Genomic DNA, 26698 nt, shown 5'->3' with positions numbered 1-26698 from the left:
ATTAATCAGCCATCCTTAATGCGAAATAAGCGGGTTCAGATCTGATGTTTTTATACGATGATTGCTGTGGGGCGGTGCGCCTGGGGCAAGGAGAACGGGGCTAGTCGTTGAATTCGACTCGCTATCAATCGATCGCGCAAACACCCCAAGATTTAATCGGGAGTCGTAGTGGGCGGGATAACGCGGCAGCAACGTGCTTCGCGGGACTGCTCGAGATTCGCCAGTGGTCTTCAGGAAAGCTTGCCTTGCAGCCGGATTCTCTCCAGCAACAGTTTTTCGAGACAAGATAACCGGCTAGGATGCATTTCCGCGAGCTAGTGGCAGAGAGCCATCGCTGGTGATCGGAACTCGAAAAACCACTCTGTTGGGTCACTATGTCGTCCGCCTACTACGAGAAAATACCGTACTACAAGATCAATAAAATTCTGTGGCGTTGGAAACGGTGCGCCGGTAAGAGCGGATGTTACGCGGTGCCCAATCTGGCCGTTTCAATGGAAAGGGATCTGCCGGCGCTACGCGATCAGGCGCGACCGTCGCCCGTCCCCAAGCAACCGCGCAAGACGAAAGACGCCGGGGACATGTTGCTTGACGTCCTGGAAGCCCAAGCCCGCTTCAGAAAATGGCTAGATACGCCCGATCCTCCAAAAGCACTGAAGCCTGCGTCAGTCGAGGAGGAGGAGCGGCATGTGGTACCCCAATTTGACATCCAGGAAATTCCCGGAGCCATGCGCAAGGAATTTATGCCCGTCTCGGCGCTGCTCATGGAGAAGTGGTTTGCGGGAGCGCTCAACTATTCGCCCACGACCGACGACGAAAAGGCGGGGATCAACCAGAATGGCGAACCGTACCCGCCAAGCATGATCGATACGACGACAATCAAGTTCGACTGGATTCTTAAATACCCGCGAGCCAAGGCACAGTATGACTACCTGATTAGTACCGCCGTGAGAACGCCGAAGGCGGTCGAAGAGATTGGACGCAACCTCAAGCCGTATCGCACATCATATGGCGGAGTTGACGGACTGGCCGCTAGCGCGAAGGATCTGCCGACGCTACACAAACACTTCCAATTCCAGCGTGCGGGTGTTGAAAGCACGATAAGCCAGAAATTCGACCAGTTCGTTGCATCGGAAACGAACAATCACGGGGTCCCGGATGACCTCACAGGTTCCTTGGGTTCGTTCAATTTTTACGCAGCTATCGCTGATGCCGCGCTCGACTGGAATGCACAACACGCGACGGTCACAAGCATCGTTGTCTACGTCAAGGCCAATTACACCTTTACCGACGGGCCCGGCGAGCCGTCGCAATATCTTGGCCACTGGAGCCGTGACGGAGTAATTATTGTACCGGCGACCGCGGGCGCTGGCATCGCCGGCATACCATGGATTGACTATCCGGTCGCGGTCGGAAATGTTCGTGTACGTGGGAACGTTCACTATCCGGTGAGGAATAGTTCATTCAGACAGTGGCAGCGGATCCACAAGCGCGGAGGGGACTTTGTCGTTTATTCGGATTACCGCGTTATCAGGCTGAATCCGCCCATCGTACTGAGGTTCCTGTGAAAGGCTTTCAGATATATGGTCAAGGCATGCTCATGCTTTGGGCGATCGTCATTATCACAGTGGTTTTCCTGGTTAGCCTTGCCCGGTCCGGCCTGTTCATTTTTTCAAGCAGTAACGGCAGGGCGGCGCGTGCTCGCAAGGTAATTACGATAACAACAAAACGTCTCGTCGTCGTCATGGTGTTAGGTTACGCGGGCAATTATCTTTGGGGTGTGCGGCAGCGATCGCACGCCACCACCTGGCACGATGTGCGGTCCGACATGGACAGCCGCTACGTGGCCAGCTACAGCTACTTATGGGATGACAGGATTCTTTTGCGACTATACGAGGCGCAGTCCAGCAAACTATTAGCCGAACGGACCTACTCGTATCCTGACGAGGCCAAACTCGTCTGGACGGGACACGCATTGATCTACGACACAGCAGCGGACGGTGATGACGGGAAAATCGATTTGCCGCCCTCGTTATACGATCGCCTCACGGCTCGGCTGCCATAGTGCAACGTGCCCCGACGATGCACGGACTCTCGGTCCAGGGCGCGGGGTGGTCTGGGGCCATGGGGTAGCCGTCAAAACCCTCGTCAAACAGGCAATATTGGCGGGCAGCGCTTCCGCCAGAGCATAAACAACAAAGGGCGCCCGCGGCGCCCTTTTCACTCTACAACCTGACGATCCAGTTAAACCACCGCCGGCCGCCACTTCAACAACCGCTGTTCGACGGCAGTCAACAGATAATCCGCGGCCAGTGCGACCACCGCCAACACAATCATCGCCGCGAACACACCGCTTGCGTTGAATGCGCCTTGAGCCGTCGAGATCAGCAAACCGATACCTTGCTTCGAACCGAGGAATTCGCCGACCACCGCGCCCACCAGTGCAAAGCCGAAGCTCACATGCAAGCTTGCCAGAATCCAGCTAAGCGCCGACGGAATCACAACCGAAGTCGTCACCTGGCGACGCGACGCACCCAGAATCTGCGCATTCGCGATCATGTAGCGATCCGCCTCGCGCACACCCTGAAACGCGTTGGCGAACACGACGAAGAACACCATCACCACCGCGAGCGCCACTTTCGACGCCATCCCAAGACCGAGCGCAATCACGAACACCGAGCCGAGCACCACACGCGGAATCGAATTCGCGATCTTGATGTAAAGACTGAACACGTCGGACAGCAGCTTGTTGCGGCCGAGCAGGATGCCGCAGAAGATGCCCGCCACCGAACCGATGATGAAGCCAAGACCGGTTTCTTCCAGCGTGACCCAGACCTGCGTAAGCAACGGACCCTGCGATGTGCCGTTCACGAACCAGTCGATGATCTGTTCGAAGATCGCACTCGGCATCGAGAAGAAGAACGGATCGATCCACTTCAGGCGCGCCGACAATTCCCAGCCGCCGAGCACGACCACCAGCACGAGAATACGCAGTGAGACCACCAGCGCATGACGTTGACGGATGCGTTTTTGCGCGACGCGTTCGACTTGCGCGAGCGACGCGGGATCGATACCCGAAGGCATCACCTGTTGAGGGGTAGTAGACATGTTTGCCGTTCCTTGATTAACCGATCTGCACTTCTTCGCGCAGGTCATGCCAGATGTCGCGCGAGATTTCGATAAAACGCGGGTCGTAGCGAACCTCCGACGTGACGCGCGGACGCGGCAAATCGATTTCGTACACTTTCTTCAGCGTCGCCGGGCGTGCGGTCAGCACGAACACACGGTCGGCGAGCGCAATCGCTTCTTCCAGATCGTGCGTGACGAACACCACCGAGCCGGCGCCGCCCCACAATTGCAGCAGTTCGTCCTGCATCAGCGTGCGGGTCTGCATGTCGAGCGCCGAGAAGGGCTCGTCCATCAGCAGGATTTCCGGTTTGTTGATGAAGGTCTGCGCCAGCGCCACGCGCTTGCGCATACCACCCGACAGTTGATGCGGATAGTGCTTGCCGAACTTGTCGAGGCCGACGCGGCGCAGCCATTCGTTGGCTTCGTCGTAGGCGGCGGATTTCGAGCGGCCGCGATACAGTGGGCCGGCCGCGACGTTGTCGATGACCGAGCGCCACGGAAACACGGCGTCGGCCTGGAACACGAAACCGATGCGCGGATCGATGCCGTCCACCGGCGCGCCCATCACGCGCACTTCACCGGTGGTCGGCTTGAGCAGGCCGGTAATCATGCTGAGCGTGGTCGACTTGCCGCAACCCGTCGGGCCGACAACGGCGACGAATTCGCCGCGCGCCACCGACATGCTGAAGTCGCGCAACGCGATCGTCGCTTTGCCGTCCGGAGAAATGAAACGGCACGATACGTTGCGCATCTCGATGGCTGGCGTATCGCGTGACATAGGTTGATTCATCGGCTGAGGCCTCGCTGTTCTCGTGATATTGAAAGGGGGTTACTTCGCCGCAGTCTTGACCGATGCCGACGACACATACTCGTTGGTGTAGGTCTTGGCGAGGTCGATATGCTTACCCTTGACCGAAGGATTGAATGCCGACAGCACCTTCAGCACCGTATCGGGACCGTCGGCGGGCATCTTGCCGTCCTTCGTGAACATCGGCATCGACGCCTTCAGCGCGCCGACGTACAGGTCCTTGTTGCTGCCGTAGTAGTCCTTCGGCATTTTTGCGGCGATCTCGTCGGCGCTATGCGTGGCGATGAAGTTCAGCGTCTTCACGAACGCGTGCGACAGCTTTGCCGCGTCGTCCTTGTGCGCTTCGGCCCACGCGCGCTGCACGTAGAAGCTCGAGGCCGGATAGGTGCCGCCGAGCGCGGCGCGTGTGCCTTCGAGCGTGCGCATGTCGACCAGCACCTTCGCGTCGCCGGTCTTCAGCAGTTGCGAAACGGTCGGCTCGGTCGTCATGCCGGCGTCGATACGGTTCTGCTTGATGGCCGCGATAAAGCTGTTGTCCGCACCGACCGGCAGCAGCGTGTATTGTGTCGACGGCACGCCGGCGCGTTGCGCGAGGTATTGCGTGAGGAAGCTGGTGGAGGAGCCGAGGCCGGTCACGCCGAGCGTCTTACCCTTCACGTCGGCCATGCTCTTGAGCGTTTCGGCGGCCTTGGTCGAGACCATTTCGACTTCGCCCGGCACCTGGCCGAAAATCACCAGCGCCTGGACTTCCTTGCCCTTGCTTTGCAGGTCGATGGTGTGGTCGTAGAAGCCCACCACGCCTTGCACCGCGCCCGCGAGCAGTTCGTTTTCCGCATCGACGCCCGCCGGTTGCGACAGGATTTCGACGTCGAGGCCTTCGTCCTTGAAGTAGCCGAGCTGCTCAGTCAACTTGGCCGGCAGGTAGATGATCTTGGTGGCGCCGCCGACCATGATCGTGAGTTTTTCGGCATGAGCGGCGGCCGAAGCAGCGGCAAGGGTGAACGCAACACCTGACACAGCGGCGATCTGGCGCAAGGTACGCATGAAGCAGTCTCCTTAGGTTTGGTCGCCGCGAGGTGCTGATGCGGCGCTTTCTGGATGAATGTCAGGGATTATAGAAACCGGAAACCTTCTGCCAGCTTTCTGCACTGCCGGCAAATCATGGGTGTTAACCCGCAACTGAGCTGCAACTGAGCCGCAACTGCCCAACAGCAAAGCCGCAACGCCATCGCAAACGCCCCGGCGTGTGCCACAAATCACGCAGGACGCGCGCAAAGCCCTTGTTTTACGGCACAATCGACGGCCTGACTCTCGCCGTTCCCGCCATGAAGCTGCTGCTTATCGAAGACAACCCCACGCTTGCGCACTGGCTCGCGAAGATGCTGGAGCAGGAGGCGTTTACGCTCGACGCCGTGCAGGACGGCGATGCCGCCGACCAGCTGCTGCGCACCAATCACTACGACGTGATCCTGCTGGACCTGAATCTGCCGAAGCTGTCGGGCAAGAACGTGCTGCGCCGGCTGCGCCAGCGCGGCGACGCCACGCCGGTGCTGATCCTGACCGCGAGCGGCTCGATCGACGAGAAGGTGGAACTGCTCGGCGCCGGTGCGGACGACTACCTCGTCAAGCCGTTCGAAGTGCGCGAACTGATCGCGCGGATCAAGGTGGCGATCCGGCGGCAGACGCCTTCGAAGGCGAGCGAGGTGGTGTGCGGCGATCTCGCGTTCGATATCGACACGCGCCAGTTCACGCTGAAAGGCGCGCCGCTGAACGTCACGCCGCGCGAGCGCACGGTGCTTGAAACGCTGATCCTGCGCCTGGGCAAGACGGTGACGAAGCCGGCGCTGGTGGACGCGATCTTCACGCTCGCGGATGAGCCGAGCGAGGACGCGGTCGAAATCTATATCTCGCGGTTGCGCAAGAAGCTCGACGGCAGCTCGGCGGCGATCGTCACGCTGCGCGGGCTCGGCTATTTGCTGCGCAAGAAAGAAGATGACCAATAGTCTGCGCATGCGTCTGCTGTGGTGGCTGCTGGTGCCGCTCGCGTTGTACGTGTTCGTCACCGGCAAGGCCGAGTACGACAACGCGCGGCGTACCGCGGATCTGGTGCAGGACAATCAGTTGATTTCGTCCGCGCGCATGATCGCCGGCGAAGTGGAATGGGTGGACGGTTTCCTGCGTGTCGACGTGCCGCCTGCCGCGCTCGAAGTGTTCGTGTCGCCGTACCGCGATCAGGCGTTCTACAGCGTGAGCGTCGACGACGGCCGGCTGCTGGCGGGCTCGCCGGATTTTCCGCCGCGCGCGGCGCAGGCGCCCGACACGCCCGATCACTACGACGCCGATCTGCGCGGCCAGCCGGTGCGCGCGGTCGGCCTGGTGCGGCAAATGTACGACAACGGCGTGACGCGGCGCGTGCTCGTGACGGTCGGCAAGACCGTGCGTTCGCGCGACGCGATGGCGCAGCAGCTCTGGCAGCCGCAACTCGTGCGGCAGATCGAGATGATCGTGCTGGCCGTGGCGCTGGTTTGTATCGGCCTGACGTTCGAATTGCGACCCTTGATGAAAGTGAAGGAGGAGGTGGCCGACCGCGACCCGATGCAACTCGAGCCGATTCGCGTCGAGCGCCTGCATACGGAGTTGCGGCCGATCGTCGAGGCGATCAATCAATGCATTGCGCGGCTCGGCGTACAGGTGGCCGCGCAACGGCGCTTCATCGCCGACGCCGCCCATCAGTTGCGCACGCCGCTCACGCTGCTGGGCACGCAATTGCAGTTCGCGCGCCAGCAGGACGGTTTGACGCCCGCGCTCGGCGAAGTGCTCGCGGCGATGCATCGCAGCAGCGGCTCGATGGTCGGGCTGACCAACAAACTGCTGCTGCTCGCGCAGGCCGAGGCGGCCGACAACACCCAGTTAGCCGTGGAAACGGTGGATCTGGTGCCGCTGGCGATGGAGGTGGTGGAAGATCTGGCATTGCTCGCACAGGCCCGCGACATCGATCTGGGCGCCGAGTTGAATGGGCCCGCGCCGGTGGCTGGGCATCGCGGGTTGCTGCAGGCGCTGATCTCCAATCTGGCGGAGAACGCGATCCGTTACTCCGGCAAGGGCGGCCACGTCACGGTCGCGGTCAGCGCCGACGCGGAAACGGTCACGCTGGCTGTGCTCGACGACGGGCCGGGCATTCCGCCCGAGTCGCGCAGCCGCGTGTTTGAACCGTTCTTCCGGGCGTCGACGGACACAGAAGGGACCGGGCTGGGGCTCGCGATCGTGCGCGAGATCGCGGATGCGCATCACGGCGAAATTACGCTCAAGCCTGGTGATGGCGGCAAAGGCGTGCACGTGACGGTGTCGTTCCCGCGAGCGGCGGCCGGCGCGGCGGCAGGCGGCCTCCAGACGGGCGCCGGCATATGAAAGAGAGGTCTACGAATCGTGTTCTCAGGTAGCTTGCGTGGGCGTTTGCTGTGGTGGCTATTGTTGCCACTGGCGGCGTTCGTTTCCATTTCCGGCATGATTTCGTTCCGCAACGCGCAGACCACGGCCGACCTGGTTCAGGACAATGCGTTGCTGTCGTCGATGCGGATCATCGGCGAGGACGTCGACTGGGACAACGGCAACATCATGATCCAGATTCCGCCGGCCGCACTCGAACTGTTCGAGTCGCCCGAGCAGGACAGCGTGTTCTATCGCGTCGAGGCGAGCGGACATCGTCTGCTGGCGGGCACCCCCGAGCTGCCGTTACCGCCGGGCTCCGGCAACGGCCCCACGCTCTATTCCACCCATCTCCAGGACGGCCGCGCCGTGCGCGCCGCTACTTACGTGCGGCAACTCTACGACTCAGGGCGTACCGAGGAGGTCGTCGTGGCGGTCGCCAAGACAGAAGGCTCGCGCGATGCGATGGTGTGGCGTTTGCTGCGTCCACAACTGTCCGGCGAAGTGCTCACGCTGGTGCTCGCGATGCTCTTCGTCTATCTCGGGCTGACCTTCGAACTGCGGCCGCTGATGAAGGTGAAAGACGACGTCGCCGATCGCAATCCTTCGCAGCTCGAACCGATTCGCGTGACGCGGCTTCATGTGGAACTGCGGCCGATCGTCGAGGCGATCAATCAGTGCATCGCGCGCATGGGCCAGCAGGCCGCGACCCAGCGGCAATTCATCTCCGATGCGGCGCATCAGTTGCGCACGCCGCTCACGTTGCTGGATGCGCAGATCCAGTTCGCACGCCAGCGCGAAAACCGCGATGCGAGGCTCGCCGAAGCGCTGACCGGCATGCACAAAAGCAGCCGCAAGATGACGACGCTGACCAACAAACTGCTGCTGCTCGCTCAGGCGGAGTCCGCCGCGCCATCCAAAGAACACGAGCGCGTCGATCTGAGCGCGTTGATCGCGGGCGTGCTCGAAGAACTGATCGCGTTCGCACAGTCGCGCGAAATCGATTTGGGCGCGGAACTGGAAGATGGTCTGTACGTCACCGGTGACGAAGCACTGACCGCGGCGCTGGTGACCAATCTCGTCGACAACGCGCTGCGCTATACGCAAGCGGGCGGCTGCGTGACGGTGCAGACGCAGCGCAGGAACGACATGGCGATTGTGCGTGTCATCGACAACGGGCCGGGTATCAAAGCCGAGGCGAGGGCGCGCGTGTTCGAGCGCTTCTATCGCGCGTCGAACCACGCGGAAGGAACCGGCCTCGGTTTGCCGATCGTGCGCGAGATTGCCCATCGGCAGGGCGGCACGGTCACGCTCAAGCCGGGAGAAGGCGGAATCGGTCTGGTCGCGACCGTCGAGATGCGATTGTGGGTAGCCGCGCTTCGAAGCGTGGCAACGAGGGGAGACATATGAAACTGCTGCTCGTCGAAGACGACGCTGACCTGGCGCGCTGGGTCATCAATCTGATGCAGGTCGAACATTTCGCGCTGGACTGGGCGCAGGACGGCGAAAGTGCGGAGACCTTGCTCGGCCTGCAATGCTACGACGCGGTGCTGCTCGATCTGCGCCTGCCCGGCATCGGCGGCAAGGAAGTGCTCGCGCGTTTGCGCCGCAAACGCGACAACGTGCCGGTGCTGATGCTGACCGCCAACGGTTCGACCGACGACAAGGTAGCCTGCTTCTCGGCCGGCGCCGACGACTACGTCGTCAAGCCTTTCGACGCACGCGAACTGGTGGCGCGCATCAAGGCGCTGATCCGCCGTCAGGCGGCGGGCGACAAGGGCCAGTCGATCGACTGCGGAGATTTGCGCTATCTGTTCGATACACGCGAATTCCTGCTGCAAAACGAGCTGTTGCCGCTGCGCCGGCGCGAACACGCGATCCTCGAAGCGCTGATTCTCAAGCAGGGCAAGACGGTCTCGAAGACCACGCTGATGGACAGCGTCTTCAATCTCGACGACGAACCGAGCGCCGATGCGATCGACATCTACATTCACCGCTTGCGCAAGCATCTCGCGAGTTCGAGTGTGAAGATCATGACCTTGCGTGGACTTGGCTACATCTTGCGCGAAGAAGCGCCTCGCGAAGCATTCGCCGAAGCGCTATAACCGCATTCCGCCATGTTGTCCCGTTAGTGACTTCACCGACGTTTGCTGCCCGGCGCTACTCATTCGGTTTGTACAGCATGACCTCGCATCCGGGCGTCGCGTCGTTGAAACGGATCGACATGCCGTGCATGCCGGCCACCGCGAGCGCCAGACTCAGGCCGAGCCCGCTCCCCGGCGTATGACGGCTCGCCTCGCCGCGATAGAATCGTCGCAGCACGGCTTGCTGTTCAGCAGGGGCAATGCCCGGCCCGTCGTCGGACACGCTGACGCCGGCGCCCGTCCGGTCGCGGAACACCGTGAGCTGTACCTTGCCGCCGTGCGGGGCGAACTTGATGGCGTTCTCGACCAGATTGGCCAGCGCTTCGAACAGCAGGCTCGGCTCGCCCTGGATTTCCAGCGGCCCGGCGGTCGTGCGCCGCACTTCGAAGCTAATCTGCTTGTCCTCGGCGGTCGGCTCGTAGAACTCGAACACGTCATCGGCGACGGCGGCCAGATCGACATTCGTGAAGCCTTTGCGGCGCACGCCGCTTTCGATTTCCGAAATGCGCAGCAGCGCATTGAAGGTGCGCAGGAGGCCGGTGGTCTCGACGATGGTTTCATCGATCGCGGCGCGATACTCCGCTTCGGTTTTGGCGCGCCGCTGCGCGCGTTCGAGCCCGCCGAGCATCCGCGTGAGCGGCGTGCGCAGATCGTGCGCAATCGCATCGCACACGCCCTTGACCTCGTGCATTAACCGCTCGATCTCGTCGAGCATGCCGTTCACGACGCCGACGAGGCGATCCACGTCGTCCCGCTTCGAATGCACCGGTAGACGCCTGCTGAGATTGCCGGCGACGATTTCTTCAATCGATGCGGTCACTGCATCGAGCCGCCGCATCGCCGAGATACCGATCAGGCTCGCGCCGATCAAGCCGATCACAAACGTGAGGATGGCGGTGGAAAGCAGCGCGTGCAGCAGTTCTTCGTCGAAATGGTCGAGCTCGCGGACGTTCTGGCATTGCAAGCCGATGCGGCTGTCAGACAGGCGTGCGGCGATACATCGTCCGGGCGGGTGGCCCGGCAGATTCGCGAGGCGCATCGAAAACGGCTTGTCGAAATGGGGGATCGCCGGCTGCTCGCCCGGATAGCCGCCGGCAAGATGTTTGCCGCCGGTGTCGAACAGCGCGAACGGACGCTGGCGGCGTGGGTCGAACTGGCCTTGATGCTGGAAGCGCGCAACCAGTTCGTTCGGGTCTTCGCGTATCAGCTCGGCGTGTTCCCGCATCAGCCAGTCGTCGATGCGTTCCTGTTCGAAGCCGGTGATCTCGCGGTAGAGGTAGCCGAATAGCAGAATCGCGATCACGCCGAACAGTACCAGAAACAGCGTGGCGAGGCGAAAGCCGGTGGTGCGGTGCAGTTCAGTCAGGCGCATGCAGCATGTACCCCGAACCGCGCACGGTGTCGATCATCGGCGCCGACCCGTCCGGGTCGAGCTTCTTTCTGAGGCGGCTGATATGCACGTCGATCACATTGGTCCGCTCGTCGAGCCGGTAATCCCATACCGCCTCGAACAGCATGGTGCGGCTCACGACCTGACCCTCGTGCTGCACCAGATATTCGAGCAACCGGTATTCGCGCGGCAGCAGCGGCACCGGGCGGCCGCCACAGGTCACTTCGCGCTTGAGCGGGTCGAGCCGCAGCGGCCCGACCTGATATTCCTGCACACCAGGCGCCGCTTCGCGCCGGCGCATCAGGGCGTCGAGCCGCGCGGTCAGTTCGATGAACTCGAACGGCTTGGTCAGATAATCGTCGCCGCCGGCACGCAGACCGCGCACGCGTTCGTCGACCGCGGACAGCGCGCTGAGAATCAACACCGGCGTGAGCACACCGGCGCTGCGTAACGCCGCCAGCATGCCGAGCCCTTCGAGGCCGCCCGGCAACATGCGATCGAGCACGATCGCGTCATAGGTGTTGGCGACCGCGAGCATCAAGCCGTCGCGGCCCGTGCGCGCGGCTTGCACCGTGCAGCCGTGATCGGTGAGGGCCTCGACGATTTCCCCGAGGGTTTGCTCGTCGTCCTCGACGACCAATACATTCGACATGCCTCTATCCAGGTCAATGAGCCGGCTCAACAGGCCGGCCAGATAAGCGCACCGGGCCGTTGCCGGCCGGGCGTTTTACACTACGCCCGTACGTGCGATGTCCGCAGTATGCCGCGCGAAGCCGCACAGGCGTTTCGCGCCAACATGAAAAAATTTTAATGTAAGCCCATTTGCGCATGCGAATCCTTCTGATCGAGGACGATACGCGCGCCAGTCAGTTCCTGGCGCGCGGTTTGAGCGAGAGCGGTCTCATTGTCGACACGGTGGCCGACGGTGCGACTGGGCTCGCCTATGCGCGCGAGGGCATCTACGACGTGATTGTGACCGATCGGCTCTTGCCCGCGCTCGACGGCATGGCGCTCGTGCAGCAACTGCGCGCCGGCGGCGACACGACACCGGTGCTGATGCTGTCCGCGGTCGGCGGGTTGAACGAACGCGTGGAGGGGATTCGCGCGGGTTGCGACGATTACCTTGTGAAGCCGTATGCATTTGTCGAAGTGCTGGCGAGAATCGAAGCGCTTGCCCGGCGCGCGGATCGCAGCAGGATGAGCGAGCGGCTCGAGTGCGCGGATCTGGTACTCGACATACGTGCGCGGAGTGCGAGCCGCGCCGGCCGCGATCTGCGCCTGCAGCATCGCGAGTTTCTGTTGCTCGAATGCCTGGCGCGCCGCGAGGGGCAGGTCGTGACGCGCAGCATGCTGCTCGAGGCGGCGTGGAATTACGATTTCGAACCGCGCGGCAATATTATCGACATGCATATGCATCGTCTGCGCACGAAGGTCGATCGCGACTTTCCGGTGGCGCTGATTCACACCGTGGTGGGCGCGGGCTATGTGCTCAGTCCCGCGCCTTGAACGCTGTCGACAGCCTCGCACAGGCCCCGTTAAACGAGCATGTTGCGTCGCATTAATTTTTTTTAATCATTGGGCGAAAGCGCCGACAGGACCCGCTGGCTAATCTGGCGAGATTCTTTTTTGCCAGAGGCGTTTCCATGTCAGGGCTGCCCCGTTCGGCGCCGTTTTCTCCCGTCGTCAGTCCTCATGCGCGGCACGCCGGCGCCGTGCGCGCCGCGGTGTGCACATTGGCCGTCGCGTTGCTGGCCGGATGCTCGCTCGTGCCTTCCTATCAACGGCCCAGTGCGCCGCTGGCGCAAACCTTCGACGGCGCGGCGGGCGCGTCGCTGGCCGATACGGTGCCGGTCAGAAGCGGCTGGTGGCGCGAGTATCGCGACCCCGCGCTCGACGCGCTGGTCGAGCGCAGCCTGCGCAATAACTTCACGCTGGCGTCAGCCATCGCGAGCGTCGAACAGGCGCGCGGCAATGCCGAGAAAGCCGGCGCGCCGCAGTATCCATCGCTCTCGCTCGGCGGTACGTTCAATCGCAGTCACCAGGGCCGCGGCTCGACCACCAAAAGCCAGAGCCTGTTCGCCGAAGCCAGCTACGAGATCGATTTCTGGGGCTTCAATGCCGCCAACGCCAATGCAGCCGACCTGCTTGCGCGCGCCTCCGAATTCGATCGCGATACGGTTGCGTTGACGCTGACGGCCTCGGTTGCGGACACGTATTTTCAGGTGCAGAGCCTGCGCCGCCGTCTCGCGATCGCGCGGACGATCTCCGGCGACGCGTCACGCATTCTTCAATTGCTGCTCGCGCAACAGGCGGCGGGCGTCGCGACCGAGTTGCAGGTGCAGCAGCAGCGCAATGCGCTCGCCTCCTTCCAGGCCGCCGTGCCGGCGCTGCAACAGCAACTCGACATCAGCGTGCATGCGCTCGCCGCCCTGGTGGGCACGGCGCCCGAACAATTCACTGTCAGCGAAGCGCCGCTCGCCGACATCGTCATTCCGCAGCCGCGCGCGAATTTGCCCGCGAGCCTGCTCGAAACGCGCCCCGACATCCGCTCGAAGGAAGCGCAGTTGCAATCGGCGAACCAGAGCGTCGGCGCGGCGCGCGCGGCTTTTCTGCCGAACCTCGTGCTGACCGCCGACGGCGGCCTCAGCAGCAAATCGCTGTCGCATTTCCTGTCGAGCCCGATCGCCAGCATCGCCGCTTCGCTGGCGGCGCCGATCTTCGACGGCGGCGCGCTGCGCGGCCAGTTGCATGCAAGCCAGGCGGCCGAGGCGAAGGGCGTTGCGGATTACCGGCAGGCCGTGGTGACCGCGCTGCAGGACGTCGAGGATTCGCTTTCGGCGGCGCAGCAGCAGCAACTCGCGGAAGCGGCCGACCAGAACGCCGCCGACGCCGCCCGCAAAGCCGCCACGCTCGCCCAGGCCCAGTACACGCTCGGCACCGTCGATTTTCTGACCGTCCTCGATGCCCAACGCACGCTGTATCAGTCCGAAGACACACTGGTGCAGGCACGGCTCGCGCGCCTGCAAGCGTCGGTCAGTCTGTTTCGCGCGTTCGGTGGCGGCTTCGGCATCACCGCCGATAGCGACGGCAGTCCCGCTTCCTCTTCTACGCCTTCCCGCTCATGAAACCTGCAGACCTTCCGAACCGTGCGCGTAGAAGCCGCGCGCCGATGATCGCGGCGTTGGCCGTTCTCGTCGTGATTCTCGTGGCGTGGTTCTGGCCGAGGCATCCGGCCGTCAAGCCGGCGCCGGCCGTGCCGGTCAACGCCGGCCATCCGGCGAGCCGCGACTTTCCGATCCGCGTCGCGGCGGTGGGCACGGTTCTGGCGCTCAATACCGTGGACGTCAAGGTGCGCGTCGATGGCCAACTGCAGCGCGTGGCCTTTACCGAAGGGCAGGACGTGAAAGCCGGGCAACTGCTCGCGCAACTCGATCAGGGGCCGTTGACCGCCCAGCTGCATCAAGCGGAGGCGGCACAGCGCAAGGACCAGGCATCGCTCGATAATGCGCGGCTCGATCTCGCGCGTTATTCGAAGCTGGTCGGCATCGGCGCGGCGACCACCCAGGCCGTCGATACGGCGAAGTCGCAAGTAGAAGCACTCGCCGCGACGGTCGCCGCGGATGCCGCGCTGGTGCAGAGCGACCGCCTGCAACTCAGCTTCACGACGCTCTCGGCGCCGTTCACCGGCCGCGTCGGCGCGCGCGAAGCCGACCTCGGCGCGATCGTGCATCCGGCCGACACGACCGGCATCGTCACCGTCACGCAGATGGAGCCGATTACCGTGCTGTTTTCCGTGCCGCAGGACGTGCTGCCCGAGCTGCTCGCCAATCAGGCGAAAGCGCCGCTGGCGGTGAACGTCACCACGCGCGCCGGCAGTACGGCGCTTGCCGACGGCACGCTCGTGTTCATCGACAGCGCGGTGGATGCGACAACCGGCCAGATCAAACTCAAGGCTTCGTTCACCAACAAGGACCGCAAGCTTTGGCCCGGCGAACTGGTGAATGCGCGCGTACTGGTGCGTACCGATCTGCAACGTCTTGCGGTGCCGAGCCGCTCGGTGGTGAACACGCAGAACGGCACGCAACTGTATGTGATCGGCGCGAACGGCACGGCGCAGATGCGGCCGGTGCAAACCGGTGTCACGGTCGACGGCATGACGGAAATACGCAGCGGCATCGCGCCGGCGGATCTGGTGGTGTTCGACGGACAAAGCCGGCTGAACCCGGGTGTGCACGTGGCGGCGACCGTGGTAGCGGCGCTTGCCGAAGCGCCGGCCAATGCGAACTCGGCGGGTAGCCAGGCTAATCAGGACAATCCGTCATGAGCCTCCTGGAATTGTTCATCAAGCGGCGCATCGCGACCAGTTTTCTGGCGATCGCGGTGCTGCTGGTCGGCGCGGTGGCGTATTTTCTGCTGCCGGTCGCGCCGCTGCCACAAGTGGATTTTCCGACCATTCAGGTCGTCGCGAAGTTGCCAGGCGCGAGCGCCGAGACCATGGCGACTTCGGTGGCGACGCCACTCGAGCGGCAACTCTCGCTGATTGCGGGCGTCACGCAGATGACGTCGTCCAGCTCGCTCGGCAACACCAACATCGCCATCCAGTTCGACCTGTCGCGCGACATTAACGGCGCGGCGCAGGATGTGCAGACCGCCATTAACGCGGCCGGCGGCAATCTGCCGAAGAATCTGCCGAACCCGCCGACCTATCAGAAGGTCAACCCAGCCGACTTCACGCTGCTGTCACTGGCGCTGACGTCGCCTTCGCTGACGCTCACGCAGCTCGACAGCTATGCCGAAGACTATCTCGCGCAACAGATCTCGCAGATGCCCGGCGTCGGTCTGGTCGATTTCCACGGCCAGCAGCGGCCCGCGGTGCGTATCCAGCTCGATCCGGACAAGCTCGCCGCACGCGGCCTGACGCTGGAAGACGTGCGCTCGATCGTCGGCGTGCAGACGGTGAATGCGCCGAAGGGCAGCCTGAACGGCCCCGACCGCTCGGTGATTTTCAACGCGACTGACCAGATCACCACCGCGTCGCAATATCGCGATCTGGTGGTCGCTTACAAAAACGGTGCGCCGATTCGCGTGTCCGATCTCGGCACCGTCCTGAACGCCGCCGAAGACAACCAGCAGGCCGCGTGGCTCCAGCACGAACGCGCGATCATTCTCGACATTCACAAGCAGCCGGGCTACAACGTCGTGCAGACGATCGCCAACATCAAGGCGAAGCTGCCCACGCTCGAAGCGATCCTGCCCGCGGCCGCGCATCTGCATGTGGTGGGCGATCGCACGCAGACCATCAATGCGTCGGTGCACGATGTGCAGTTCACGCTGATGCTGACGATCGCGCTGGTCGTGATGGTCATTTTCTCGTTCCTGCGCAACGTGTGGGCGACGGTGATTCCGAGCCTGACGATTCCTCTGTCGCTCGTCGCCACGTTCGGCGTGATGTATGTGCTTGGCTATAGCCTCGACAATCTGTCGCTGATGGGCTTGACGATCGCGGTGGGTTTCGTGGTGGACGATGCGATCGTCGTGATCGAAAACGTGATGCGTCACATCGAAGAGGGTGTGCCGCGTATGAAGGCCGCGCTGCTCGGCGCGATGGAAGTGCGCTTCACCATCATTTCCATGACGATCTCGCTGATCGCCGTGTTCATTCCGATCCTGCTGATGGGCGGCATCGTCGGCCGGTTGTTTCGCGAATTCGCGGTGACGGTGAGCGCCGCGATCGTGATGTCGGCGCTGGTTTCTCTGACTGTGACGCCGATGCTATGCGGCTGGCTGATCCGTTTGCCCGAGCCGGATGGCGCAGGCCGGATGCGCAAGCTCGAAGCGTGGCTCGAGCGTGGCTTTGTCGCCGTGGAACGGCGTTACGAGCGCGGTCTCGACTGGGTGTTGAATCACCCGAAAATGATGCTTGGTGTGACGATAGCGACGATCGTGGCGACCGGCGTGCTGTTTGTCGCCATTCCGAAGGGATTCTTTCCACAGGAAGACTCCGGTTTGATCATGGGCGTCGCGCAAGCCGCGCCGGATGTTTCGCCTCGCTCGATGTCGCAGAAGATGCAGCAGCTCGGCCATATCATCGAAGCCGATCCCGCCGTCGATAACGTCTACTACTGGATGGGACCGAATCCGACGGTGAGCCAGGGGCGCGTGATGATCAACCTGAAGGCGTTCGGTCAGCGCAAGGACAGTGCCGCGCAGGTGCTCAATCGATTGAAGCCGCAACTGGCGAAGGTGATGGGCATTTCACTGTCGATGCAGGTGCGCCAGGACATTCAGGTGGGTGGCCGTATCAGCGCCGCGCAGTATCAGTACACGCTGCAGGACCCGGATATCAACGAACTCAATCACTGGGCGGGCGTGCTGACCGACAAGCTGTCGAAGCTGCCGCAACTCGCCGACGTCACGTCCGACCAGCAGGCTGCCGCCACCAGCGCGACGCTCGTGATCGACCGCAGCACGGCGTCGCGCTTCGGTATCACCGCGCAAGCCATCGACGACACGCTATACGACGCGTTCGGCCAGCGGCAGATTGCGACGCTGTTCACGCAGCTGAATCAATACCACGTCGTCGAAGAAGTCGACCCGAGCTTCCAGTTGACCACCGACGCGCTCGCGCACCTCTACGTGCGCTCGCCGCTCACCAACGAACTGGTGCCGCTCGACACGCTCGCAAAGGTCGAAAACAACGTGTCGCCGATTTCGGTGAATCACCAGGGGCTGTTCCCGGCCGTGACGATCTCGTTCAATCTGGCGGCGGGCCAGTCGCTCGGTAACGCGGTGACGGCGATTCACCGGGCCGAAGTCGCGGCAGGCAAACCCGATAGTTTGACGGGTTCGTTTCAGGGCACCGCGCAGGCGTTCCAGGCGTCGCTCGCGAGCGAACCGTATCTGATCGCCGCGGCGCTCGTGGTGGTCTATCTGATACTCGGCATCCTGTACGAGAGCGCGATTCATCCGCTCACCATCATTTCGACGCTGCCTTCGGCGGGCGTGGGCGCGCTGCTTGCGCTGATGTTGTGCGGCCAGGATCTCTCGATCATGGGGATGATCGGCATCATCCTGCTGATCGGCATTGTGAAGAAGAACGCGATCATGATGATCGACTTCGCCCTGGTGGCCGAGCGCGAGCATGGCTTGTCGCCGCGCGAAGCGATCCGCCAGGCCTGTGTGCTGCGCTTCCGGCCGATCATGATGACCACGCTCGCGGCGCTGTTCGGCGCGCTGCCGCTCGCGCTTGGGTCTGGCGCGGGCGCCGAATTGCGCGTGCCGCTCGGCATTGCGATTGTCGGCGGCCTGATCGTCTCGCAGATGCTGACGCTTTTCACGACGCCGGTGGTGCACCTGTGGTTCGACCGTCTCTCGCACTGGCTGGCGAAGCAGCGTTCGAGTGGCAGCATGGTCGAACGGGAATCCGTTAGTTGAGCGCTGACGCGCGGCCATCCATAAGCATGCAATTCATCAGCGTGCTTCACATACTGCAGGACCGCCGCCGATGCTGCGCGGCGGTCCATTCCTTTGAAGCTGTCCCGCGCGCTAATGCACCTTAGTGCACCTTTGCAGCGTTCTCCTTTGCGAGCAACCGCTGTGCCTGCTGATCTCCGGTTTGTGCCTCCTGAGCGGTTTGAACCGAGGTTTCGGCTGCTTCCGCGAGGAGTGCGCGTGCCGCGCTGCTGATATTGACGCTATACGACGCCGTGGGCGCGCTGCTGCTCGATGCAGTCGTCGACGTCGACGACGTGGTTCCCGTCGCGCTCGAAGCCGATGCCGCGGACGTGGAAGTCGAGCCTGCCGTGACAGATGGAGCAGGTGCTTGCGCGGTGTTTTGACCGACTGCCTGAATGGACATCTAAATCTCCCGATTGGAAAAAACGTTCGTACAGCACTCTGTCTATCGGCCCGGAACCCGCGTGCTTGAGAAGTATATTTTTCGTATTTTGCGCGGCGCTTAAGCATCTCTTAAGGCTTGGTCGAAGCTTGTCCTGGTGAGGTGTTGGAAGACAGTCATTCGCGGTTCTTTTCGGTCTTTGGTAAGGATTTCATAAGGTTTCCCGTCGCATATTGGCGCCTGGACAAAACGCGAGCGAACTCGCTCGCGGCGTCGATCTATTTGCCTATCAACGGGAGAACCAGCGTGGCTGAGAGTGCGAACTATCGCGTTGCCGACATGAGCAACAAAGTGCCTGAAGCGACACTTGTCTTCTGGGCGATCAAGATCATGGCGACCACGGTCGGCGAAACCGGCGCGGATTATCTGGCGGTGCACGTCGGTCTCGGCACGGCGCTCACCGGCGGGATGATGCTTGCGTTGCTGCTCGCCGCACTGGCCGTGCAGCTTCGCATGCGCAAGTACGTGCCGTGGATTTACTGGCTCACCGTGGTTCTGGTCAGCGTGGTCGGCACGCAGATTACCGATGCGCTGACCGACGGTCTCGGCATCAGTCTTTACGCCAGCACCGTCGCGTTTTCCATTGCGCTCGCCGTTGTGTTCGCCCTTTGGTACCGCAGCGAGCGGACGCTATCGATCCACACGATCGTCACGACACGCAGAGAACTGTTCTACTGGGCCGCCATTCTGTTCACGTTCGCTTTGGGCACCGCGGCAGGCGACCTCGCGACAGAAGCGCTGGGACTCGGCTTCATGATCGGTGTGGCGGCGTTCGGCGCACTGATCGCGTTGGTGGGCATCGCCTACTACGTCGGCGGAAATCCTGTGCTGACCTTCTGGATTGCCTACATTCTGACGCGGCCGTTGGGCGCCTCGTTCGGTGACCTGTTGTCCCAGTCGCGCGCATACGGTGGTCTCGGACTGGGCACGATCAATACGAGTGCGCTGTTCCTGAGCGCGATCGCCGTGCTGGTTATCTTCGCCAGCGCGCTCGAACAACGGTCCATGCGCACGTTCACCGCGCGTGAACCTTGAGCCCGCGGCGCTCGAAAAGCTGCCCACATTGCTTTCTTTTTTCACCGCGTTTTCTACCGACTATCAGATCCAACCGAAGAGAACAATCATGAATCAACGCACCCTCAGCAAGACCGTCATTGCCTCGTTCATCGCGATCTCCGCCGTCAGTTTCGGGCATATCGAGCCGGGCAGGATCGGCTTTTCGTCCGCGCAGGCCGCCGAGGCCGCCAAGGCTTCGAAGCTCGGCGACTTGTCGCCGTTCCGCAAGATTGCCGCCGATACCGCGGCCCTGGTCGACAAAGGTAATCTCGCGGGCGGCAAAACACGTATCAAAGATCTGGAACTCGCATGGGACGATGCTGAGCCTTCGCTGAAACCACGCGCCGCAGCCGACTGGCACACCGTCGACAAGGCGATCGACCGCGCGTTGAGCGTATTGCGCGCCAGCACGCCGAATGCGGCGGAATGCAAACAGTCTCTTGCAGATCTGCTGACCGTTATCGATCGGATGAGCGGAAAGGCCTGACGCCGTAGCGACGGTCGATGCAGGCGCCATTCGCAAGACCGTGGATGGCGTCATAAATCGATACGGTATGCGAAGCGAAAACGAAATCGCGTGACGCGCGAAACAAGTGTTTCAAGCAGTCAGGATTGATTCGATGCGGTTCGATTTGCGGCGAGCGGGATCGTCGAGGCGCGCTATGCGCTTTCAGGTGGAAAGCGCCGTGGCGCAGACCAGAAGATCATTCACCTGGTCCAGCACGCCTATCTTCTTCCACGCGATATAACGCAGATAGCAGGTCTGCTGCGGCGGAAAAGTCGCTGGAAGCCTGTGCCATTTTTCCTTGTTCTGCTGGACCCACAGGATTGCGTTGAGGAGAACTTTCTCAGTCGTCATGTATGCGCGCGGGCGAGTTTCATCTTGTCTTTCAAGGTGCTTATCGCGCGGCGACCGGAGCATTGGCGCGCGTCGAAGCACCGGTCCGCTGGATGCATCCGGAATACGGGTTATGGCTCCCCGGCAGCTTCCTGATGCCGCTGGAACACCCGCAGGTCGCTATTGAAATGGCGTCGTTCGTCATCGACGGTGTGTGTCGAGCGCTTCGCGACTATCTGTCCGGCGGCGTGCAGTTCCACACCATCGCGATCACCGTACCGGCTCAGGTAGCCCACGTACCACCGCGCGGTGCAGTGCGATTGATTCGAGAGTCCTTATTCAAACGCACGCGAGAGCTTTGCAAACAGTCCATTCCTTGCGATCCATTCGGCGTAGACCCGATACTCGGGATCGTTCATCAGATGTCTTTCCTCGGTTTTGGCGCGCAGGAAATACAGCAGATTGACAGCGATAAGCGCCGCGCAATGAGTGACCGCCGGCCGCCAGCCCAAGGGCTCGATAAAAGGCACCGAGACCATCCAGTACGACAGATTCTTCGCGATGTAGGCGGGGTGCCTGGTGAACCGGTAAGGACCTGAGGTGATAATCCCGCGATTGGTCAGGTTCGAAAATCGCAGTCCGAACGAAATGGTCGAGAGCGCGTAGCACATCACCAGGGCAATAATCGCTGTGCCCCAGATCATTCTGACAACCGGCATCGAGATTAGCCAGTTGTCCCAGAACATCGAGCCTCCGTAGCGGATGTACTGGTTTGAGATCAACGACCAGAACGGTTGATAGCAGATAACCGCCACCAGCCAACCGAGCACGGTTGGTTCCGCGCTGCGCACGTGGCTATCGAGAATGCGCAGCGTGCACAGGTAACCCACCGTGCCGAACATCAGGTCCATCGTGAAGGACAGGTCGTACATGAACCTGAACGTCGACAGCGAGAACGGTGCGTTCAGCGCCAACGCCAATGAGGCGTTGAGATGGTCCGCATCGGTGGACAGGTAGACGATCATCAGCGGCAGGAAGAACGCCTTCACCATCCACCCGGCCAGCATTTCACGCACGGGGCGCCAATTGGCGGGGCGCTGTCCGCGAAACAGCAGGCGTCCCCACAACATATAGGCATCGTCGACCTCGCGCTGATGCCTGTCCATCCACGCAAAGTAAAACGGCGCCGCCACGATCAGATACGGAGCAAGCGTGCTGATCAGAGACCAGAAAGGTTTGTAGAACGCACCTTGATACTCGGGCAACAGCCAGTAGAGCAGGCCGATGCCTGCATACACGGAAGCCAGCGCGGCAAGACGCAAGGCGACGCGCGCGACGCTTAGCGGCCGAACCGCACCGCTAGTCAGGCCGGCGCTTGGGCGCAGATACGCGCGGGCGACCAACAACTCGTAGGTGGCGATCGTCGCGATGATCGCGAGGCAGGCGGCGGTGCTGCGGCGCGCGCCGTCCAGCGCGGTGCTGTTGCGCAGTAGCCAGAGCGTGAGAAGACCCGCGACGATGCCCAGCAGGCCGACTGAAAACGGCGTCGCCGAACGCGGCCGCTGATCTTGAGCGTGCGCAACGGTATCGAAGGTGGAGTTCACGTCATCCTCGTATTCATGACATAGAAGGCGGCCGGGCTTTTGATTTTTTAAGGCCCGGCCGCTGTGCCGAAGTACCGCTTATTTGCTGGGAGTGCCGTCGAGCAATCCGCTGACAAGATTCGTCACCGGCGCCAGTAGACCCGTGCTTGCCGAACCGCTGCCGGTACCCGTGCCAGCACTGCCGGTCAGTCCGCTAACGAGACCCGTGACGGGGGCAAGCGGTGAGCCCTTGTTGCCGGAGGTGCCGCTTACCGTCGAGGTCAATCCGCTAACCAGACCGGTGACTGGTGCGAGCGGCGAGCCTTGGGCCGAAGTGCCGCCCAGTGTCGAGGTCAGCGTAGTGACGAGGCCGGTGACCGGCGCGAGCGGGCTCCCGGCGCCCGACGTGCCGCCGGCCGAACCTGATTTGCCGAGTAGCCCGGTGATGGGAGCCAGCGGGTTGGCCGAGCCGGAACTGCCGCCGGGCGATCCGAGATTGCCGATCAACCCTGTCAGCGGCGGGATCGTTACGCTGCCGCTTGCTGTGCCGCTTGCTGTGCCGCCGAGTCCGCCGAGCGGACCGAGAAGGCCTGTGATCGGCGCGAGCGGGTTAGTGGTTGCGCCGGTGAGCAGTTCGCCGGTGCTCGTGACTGTCTTGCCCGACTGGCTGACGGCGCCACCGACGTCTTTGCCGACCTGATTGCCCGTGGTGCCCGACAGTTTCACGCCGGCCGAATCGATCCCGTTGCCGACGGTGCTGAGCAGATTATTGAGCGGTGCGCCCAGACCTGTGGTGTTGCCGATGGACTGCGTCGTGTTCGAGACCGCCAGGGTGATCGGGTTGATGACAGAGCTTAGTTGCGTCTCGACCTGCTGAACCGGCGCACTGGTGAGCGCCGAGTTCAAGCCGGAGCCGACCGCGACGACGCCCTTGCCCGCACTGCCGACGACGCTGCCCAGCGTCGAGGTGACCGGCGCGAGCGGCGACAGCGGCCCGGTTCCAAGACTCGACACGACGCCGCCGACCGCGGTGACGGCTGCGCCCGCATTTGAAACGACGCCGGATGTGGGGGGCAGGGTCGGGTCGAGCGGATTGGTCGAGCTGCCGAGCGTGCCGAGGCCTGCGGCCGTACCGTTGCCTAACACGTTGACGCCATTGCCGAGATCGGTGATGGCAGCGCCGAGATTGGCGGTCGTTGCGCTGTTGACACCGGGCACTGAAGTGCCGGTGACCGTGGTGCCCGTATCGATGACTGCCGTGCCCACCGCGGTGATGAGGTTGCTGGCTTGAGTGACGACGTTGCCGATTGGGGTGGAGGACGTACCCGAAGTACCCGACGACGTGCCCGACGAAGTGCCTGACGACGTACCCGACGAAGTGCCTGACGACGTACCCGACGAAGTGCCTGACGACGTACCCGACGAAGTGCCTGACGACGTACCCGACGAAGTGCCTGACGACGTACCCGACGACGTGCCTGACGACGTACCCGACGACGTACCCGACGACGTGCCTGACGACGTACCCGACGACGTGCCTGACGACGTACCCGACGACGTGCCTGACGACGTACCCGACGACGTGCCTGACGACGTACCCGACGAAGTGCCCGACGAAGTACCCGACGAAGTACCCGACGAGCTGCTCGAAGTCCCTGACCCCGACGTGCCGCCCAGTCCGCCACCACCCAGCCCGCTAGGGGTATGGACGGTTGATCCGCAACCGTAGAGCGCGAGTAAAGCAGACGTCGCAACGGCGATAGCCGTCCGACCGACGAAGTTTTGCATGATGTCCCCGTAGAAGTGCTGTTGGCGGACCATCTAAGCAAGTTGTAGGCCAAGTGCTGAATATGGCGCAATTTTAATGATTAATTGTATTTATATTTACTACTTTTTAATGGATAGGAATTTAAATCTAAATTAACGCGATTTATCCTCGATTGATGACCCGTGTTCCCGCCGGTGCTACGTAACGTCTCTGGCGAACGTAACGGTTAGCAAGGGTTGGCGCCTACGGATTGACTTCGCTTGAACCCGTTGCCGATTTAAACGGTTCGCGTGCAGGTCGACGCCACCGAACCCTCGAAGGGGCGCGCACGCGCATTGCGTCACACACGCATTCCGATCCCCACTATCATCTTCGGCACATTCGCGGGAACCGGCTGATGCGCGGTTTGCGAACCGTGTCCCGGCCGTTCGTTCTCAAGATAATTGCCGCGCTGTTTCCGAAGTAACGGCCCAAAACGCCCGTCCCCGGTCAACTGGACTGGAACGCTAAGAGGAGCATGCAATGTCAGCAATCCAGAATATCAAGAAGATGTTTGTGCTGATGCTGGAGAACCGTTCATACGACAACATCTTCGGCTGGTCGGACCTGCGTGGCTGGACCCCGAACGGCGTCGCGACGCAAGCGGATGGCCTGCTCGGCAAGCCGCCGTTCCAGAGCACCGACGCGAGCGGCCATGCCTATACGATTGCACAAGGTGCACCATTCCGGCTCGCGTTCGACCCGGGCCATGAGTTCACCGATACGCTGGTGCAGTCGTGCGGCGGGACCGATGCCCGGCACTTCATGGCAAACGCCGTAACCGACTCCGCCGTTCTGCAGGATGGCCTTTACCCGCCACCGGCGACCGGCACGAACGATCTGGGATTTGCCTGCGACCTCGGCGCGCATGGCTACGACATCGCGACGGGCCTGCGCGCGCTCACACCGGATCAGCTCCCCGTGCTCAACTTCCTCGCGCAACAGTTTGCGGTCTGCGACCGCTGGTTTTCGTCGATGCCTGGCCCGACATGGCCGAACCGTTTCTTCGCGTTGGCTGGAACGTCGTGGGGACTCGATCATTCCCCGAGCAACCCCGACTCGATCATTTCGAGCCTGTTCGACGGCGCGAAGTTCGGCAACGGCCGCGACTCGTTGCTCACGCGGCTGGCGCCCACACAATGGCTGGTCTCGCACGGCGACATACCCCAGTCATGGGCGCTGAAGGGTGTCGACGCCTACCCGTCGAACTTCCTGACTCATGCTGATCTGTTCGCGAGTCTGGCGAGCGGCAACGTGGATGCGAGTTTCGTCTTTATCGAACCTGCCTACGATCCGATAAGCAACTTTCGCAATGGCGAGTCGATGCATCCGTGCGGCGATGTACGCAGCGGCGACGCGTTAGTCGAGCGCGTATACAACGCCATCAGGACCTCGCCTTACTGGGAAGAAAGCGTGCTGCTCATTCTGTTCGACGAGCACGGCGGCTTTTTCGATCACGTCGTTCCGCACCCGGCGGTGGTGTCCGGCATGCCGGCGCTTGCGCCGGTTGCGCCCACCGGGTTGACGAAGCGCGGCTTCCGCTTCGATCGCTATGGCTTTCGCGTTCCGGCTGTCGTCGTTTCGCCCTATGTGAAGCAGGCGACGGTCGACCATACGTTCTACGACCATCTGTCGATGGCGAAGACGCTCGCGAAGATTGTCCCGCACACGGATTCGCCGCTACTCGACACGCAGCGTTTCGCGGATGCGGCCGATCTCTCGGCTTTGTTCGTGTTAAGTCAGCCGCGCAAGGCGGACGAAATTCACGCCTGTCCACATGCGTTGCCCGTCGCACCACCCGCAACAGTCGCCACGGCCAATAACAGCGCGGTAGCGTTCAACTCGCTGAACTGGCCGGTCAAATCGATTTATGCCGGAGCGTGAGTAGCGGTCGGGGTCGACCAAGGCGCGTGCTGATTAATTCTGCCTTGGCTGAATAAAGCAGGGGGATTTCAACTCCGGTTAGCGAATGAGAGAGGTCCTCGCGCGCGTCCTTCATCAGGGACCGGGCCAACTACCGTACCAACCTTGCTTGATTCGGTTCGGATACTACAGACCGCATGGCAAACGAAAGCCAAGTCTGAACCGGCTACACTTGCAGAAGCATTCCCTCACGCGAGTGCTTGCGAGTGACCGCTCGCGAGGCACAGGCGGCCAAACAACTCCGGGATTGCGATTCGATGACTATCCGTGTCAGCAGGCACGGCTCACGTGCCGCTTCATGCCGCCACCTTCAATAAAGAAAGGTCCACGTCACACGCGGGGAGCGCGTGCGCGAAAATGTGCCGGGTGGTTTTCGGTGGATACAGCATGCGCGTCCGGGCGCGCTTGACGATCTCTTCCCCATCGACGCAGTACCCAATGCGCCGTGCCTCTACCGCCACCTGCGCATAGTCGAGCATCACGCACGGAACGCGCGACAACTCGAGTCTCTTCGCCGCAGCCAGCCTATGATGACCGTCCATCACGGCAAGGCTCCGTTGTTCGAGCACGATCGGTGTGGTCCAACGGCCGCTGCTCGAAATGCTCTCAATGACCTCTAGCACACGTGCTTCGATATGCTGCTCGTTCGGCAAAATCAATTCGGTTGAAATCAGTCGAATCGGCCAGTCGGAATGCATGG

At 62.2% G+C, this 26698-nt stretch carries 23 protein-coding genes and 1 pseudogene; 15 read left to right on the top strand and 9 right to left on the bottom strand.

Features of this window, described 5'->3' with window-relative positions:
* The first annotated feature begins 374 nt into the window (after positions 1-374).
* Positions 375-1565, top strand: a complete 1191-nt coding sequence (locus AC3WOG_RS33485; protein WP_492582015.1) for a DUF6402 family protein — start codon at positions 375-377, stop codon at positions 1563-1565.
* Positions 1562-2062, top strand: coding sequence for a hypothetical protein (locus tag AC3WOG_RS33480; RefSeq protein ID WP_492582014.1), 501 nt, complete (start codon positions 1562-1564; stop codon positions 2060-2062). Before AC3WOG_RS33485 ends, AC3WOG_RS33480 begins: the two co-directional genes overlap by 4 nt.
* Before the next feature lie 179 nt (positions 2063-2241).
* Here the strand turns inward: AC3WOG_RS33480 and AC3WOG_RS33475 are convergent, their stop codons facing one another.
* From AC3WOG_RS33475 to AC3WOG_RS33465, 3 genes are read right to left on the bottom strand one after another with little or no spacing between them, the layout of a single operon-like run.
* On the bottom strand, positions 2242-3105 hold the full coding sequence (locus AC3WOG_RS33475; protein WP_492582013.1) for an ABC transporter permease: 864 nt from the start codon (positions 3103-3105) through the stop codon (positions 2242-2244).
* Positions 3106-3121: 16 nt separating this feature from the next.
* Positions 3122-3916, bottom strand: a complete 795-nt coding sequence (locus AC3WOG_RS33470; RefSeq protein WP_097395642.1) for an ABC transporter ATP-binding protein — start codon at positions 3914-3916, stop codon at positions 3122-3124.
* Between the two features lie 39 nt (positions 3917-3955).
* Positions 3956-4978 carry an ABC transporter substrate-binding protein gene (locus AC3WOG_RS33465; protein WP_492582012.1) on the bottom strand — a complete coding sequence of 341 codons (1023 nt, stop codon included), beginning with the start codon at positions 4976-4978 and terminating at the stop codon, positions 3956-3958.
* Positions 4979-5259: 281 nt separating this feature from the next.
* On the opposite strand from AC3WOG_RS33465, the gene AC3WOG_RS33460 reads away from it, so the two are divergent.
* Genes AC3WOG_RS33460 through AC3WOG_RS33445 form a run of 4 tightly spaced genes read left to right on the top strand, consistent with a single transcriptional unit; the run spans position 5260 to position 9465 of the window.
* Positions 5260-5937: a response regulator gene (locus tag AC3WOG_RS33460; protein WP_492582539.1), complete on the top strand. Its 678-nt coding sequence runs from the start codon at positions 5260-5262 to the stop codon at positions 5935-5937.
* The gene (locus tag AC3WOG_RS33455) at positions 5927-7342 is read left to right on the top strand and encodes a sensor histidine kinase (RefSeq protein WP_492582011.1); all 1416 of its coding nucleotides are present in this window, start codon (positions 5927-5929) and stop codon (positions 7340-7342) included. The genes AC3WOG_RS33460 and AC3WOG_RS33455 overlap by 11 nt, the downstream gene beginning before the upstream one ends.
* An 18-nt stretch (positions 7343-7360) precedes the next feature.
* Positions 7361-8770 (top strand): sensor histidine kinase, encoded by a 1410-nt coding sequence (locus AC3WOG_RS33450; RefSeq protein WP_492582010.1) that lies wholly within the window; start codon positions 7361-7363, stop codon positions 8768-8770.
* A complete protein-coding gene (locus AC3WOG_RS33445; protein ID WP_341316827.1) occupies positions 8767-9465 on the top strand; it encodes a response regulator in 699 nt (232 codons plus the stop codon). The genes AC3WOG_RS33450 and AC3WOG_RS33445 overlap by 4 nt, the downstream gene beginning before the upstream one ends.
* A 55-nt stretch (positions 9466-9520) precedes the next feature.
* Here AC3WOG_RS33445 and AC3WOG_RS33440 read toward each other — a convergent pair whose 3' ends face one another.
* On the bottom strand, positions 9521-10876 hold the full coding sequence (locus AC3WOG_RS33440) for a sensor histidine kinase (RefSeq protein ID WP_492582009.1): 1356 nt from the start codon (positions 10874-10876) through the stop codon (positions 9521-9523).
* Positions 10863-11546 carry a response regulator transcription factor gene (locus AC3WOG_RS33435; RefSeq protein ID WP_410837916.1) on the bottom strand — a complete coding sequence of 228 codons (684 nt, stop codon included), beginning with the start codon at positions 11544-11546 and terminating at the stop codon, positions 10863-10865. The genes AC3WOG_RS33440 and AC3WOG_RS33435 overlap by 14 nt, the downstream gene beginning before the upstream one ends.
* Before the next feature lie 176 nt (positions 11547-11722).
* Here AC3WOG_RS33435 and AC3WOG_RS33430 point away from each other — a divergent pair, with 176 nt between their 5' ends.
* From AC3WOG_RS33430 to AC3WOG_RS33400, 7 genes are all read left to right on the top strand, one after another.
* The gene (locus AC3WOG_RS33430; protein ID WP_492582008.1) at positions 11723-12400 is read left to right on the top strand and encodes a response regulator transcription factor; all 678 of its coding nucleotides are present in this window, start codon (positions 11723-11725) and stop codon (positions 12398-12400) included.
* A gap of 137 nt (positions 12401-12537) precedes the next feature.
* Positions 12538-14019 carry an efflux transporter outer membrane subunit gene (locus AC3WOG_RS33425; protein ID WP_492582007.1) on the top strand — a complete coding sequence of 494 codons (1482 nt, stop codon included), beginning with the start codon at positions 12538-12540 and terminating at the stop codon, positions 14017-14019.
* On the top strand, positions 14016-15218 hold the full coding sequence (locus tag AC3WOG_RS33420) for an efflux RND transporter periplasmic adaptor subunit (protein ID WP_492582006.1): 1203 nt from the start codon (positions 14016-14018) through the stop codon (positions 15216-15218). Before AC3WOG_RS33425 ends, AC3WOG_RS33420 begins: the two co-directional genes overlap by 4 nt.
* Positions 15215-18328, top strand: coding sequence for an efflux RND transporter permease subunit (locus AC3WOG_RS33415; RefSeq protein ID WP_492582005.1), 3114 nt, complete (start codon positions 15215-15217; stop codon positions 18326-18328). The genes AC3WOG_RS33420 and AC3WOG_RS33415 overlap by 4 nt, the downstream gene beginning before the upstream one ends.
* Before the next feature lie 254 nt (positions 18329-18582).
* On the top strand, positions 18583-18732 hold the full coding sequence (locus AC3WOG_RS33410) for a hypothetical protein (RefSeq protein ID WP_492582004.1): 150 nt from the start codon (positions 18583-18585) through the stop codon (positions 18730-18732).
* Positions 18733-19070: 338 nt separating this feature from the next.
* On the top strand, positions 19071-19826 hold the full coding sequence (locus AC3WOG_RS33405; RefSeq protein ID WP_492582538.1) for a COG4705 family protein: 756 nt from the start codon (positions 19071-19073) through the stop codon (positions 19824-19826).
* An 88-nt stretch (positions 19827-19914) separates the two neighbouring features.
* Positions 19915-20334 carry a histidine kinase gene (locus AC3WOG_RS33400; protein ID WP_492582003.1) on the top strand — a complete coding sequence of 140 codons (420 nt, stop codon included), beginning with the start codon at positions 19915-19917 and terminating at the stop codon, positions 20332-20334.
* Between the two features lie 183 nt (positions 20335-20517).
* Here AC3WOG_RS33400 and AC3WOG_RS33395 read toward each other — a convergent pair whose 3' ends face one another.
* Complete coding sequence (locus AC3WOG_RS33395; RefSeq protein ID WP_492582002.1) at positions 20518-20706, bottom strand: transposase; 189 nt, start codon at positions 20704-20706, stop codon at positions 20518-20520.
* 2 nt (positions 20707-20708) lie between these two features.
* Between AC3WOG_RS33395 and AC3WOG_RS33390 the strand changes: the two are divergent.
* Positions 20709-20975 (top strand): annotated as a pseudogene (locus AC3WOG_RS33390) (EAL domain-containing protein); the annotation flags it as partial.
* 45 nt (positions 20976-21020) lie between these two features.
* On the opposite strand, the gene AC3WOG_RS33385 reads toward AC3WOG_RS33390, so the two are convergent.
* Together AC3WOG_RS33385 and AC3WOG_RS33380 are read right to left on the bottom strand one after the other, a co-directional pair.
* Positions 21021-22289, bottom strand: a complete 1269-nt coding sequence (locus tag AC3WOG_RS33385; protein WP_492582001.1) for a methyltransferase family protein — start codon at positions 22287-22289, stop codon at positions 21021-21023.
* Between the two features lie 78 nt (positions 22290-22367).
* Positions 22368-24056: a collagen-like triple helix repeat-containing protein gene (locus tag AC3WOG_RS33380; RefSeq protein WP_492582000.1), complete on the bottom strand. Its 1689-nt coding sequence runs from the start codon at positions 24054-24056 to the stop codon at positions 22368-22370.
* 502 nt (positions 24057-24558) lie between these two features.
* Between AC3WOG_RS33380 and AC3WOG_RS33375 the strand changes: the two genes are divergently transcribed.
* Positions 24559-25959 carry an alkaline phosphatase family protein gene (locus AC3WOG_RS33375; RefSeq protein WP_492581999.1) on the top strand — a complete coding sequence of 467 codons (1401 nt, stop codon included), beginning with the start codon at positions 24559-24561 and terminating at the stop codon, positions 25957-25959.
* 335 nt (positions 25960-26294) lie between these two features.
* On the opposite strand, the gene AC3WOG_RS33370 is transcribed toward AC3WOG_RS33375, so the two are convergent.
* Positions 26295-26696 carry a transcriptional regulator gene (locus AC3WOG_RS33370; RefSeq protein WP_492581998.1) on the bottom strand — a complete coding sequence of 134 codons (402 nt, stop codon included), beginning with the start codon at positions 26694-26696 and terminating at the stop codon, positions 26295-26297.
* Positions 26697-26698: the final 2 nt, after the last annotated feature.

Source organism: Paraburkholderia sp. FW306-02-B, assembly GCF_058782725.1.
The sequence above is the reverse complement of the archived record's forward strand: the minus strand, read 5'-3'. Positions and strand labels throughout refer to the sequence as shown.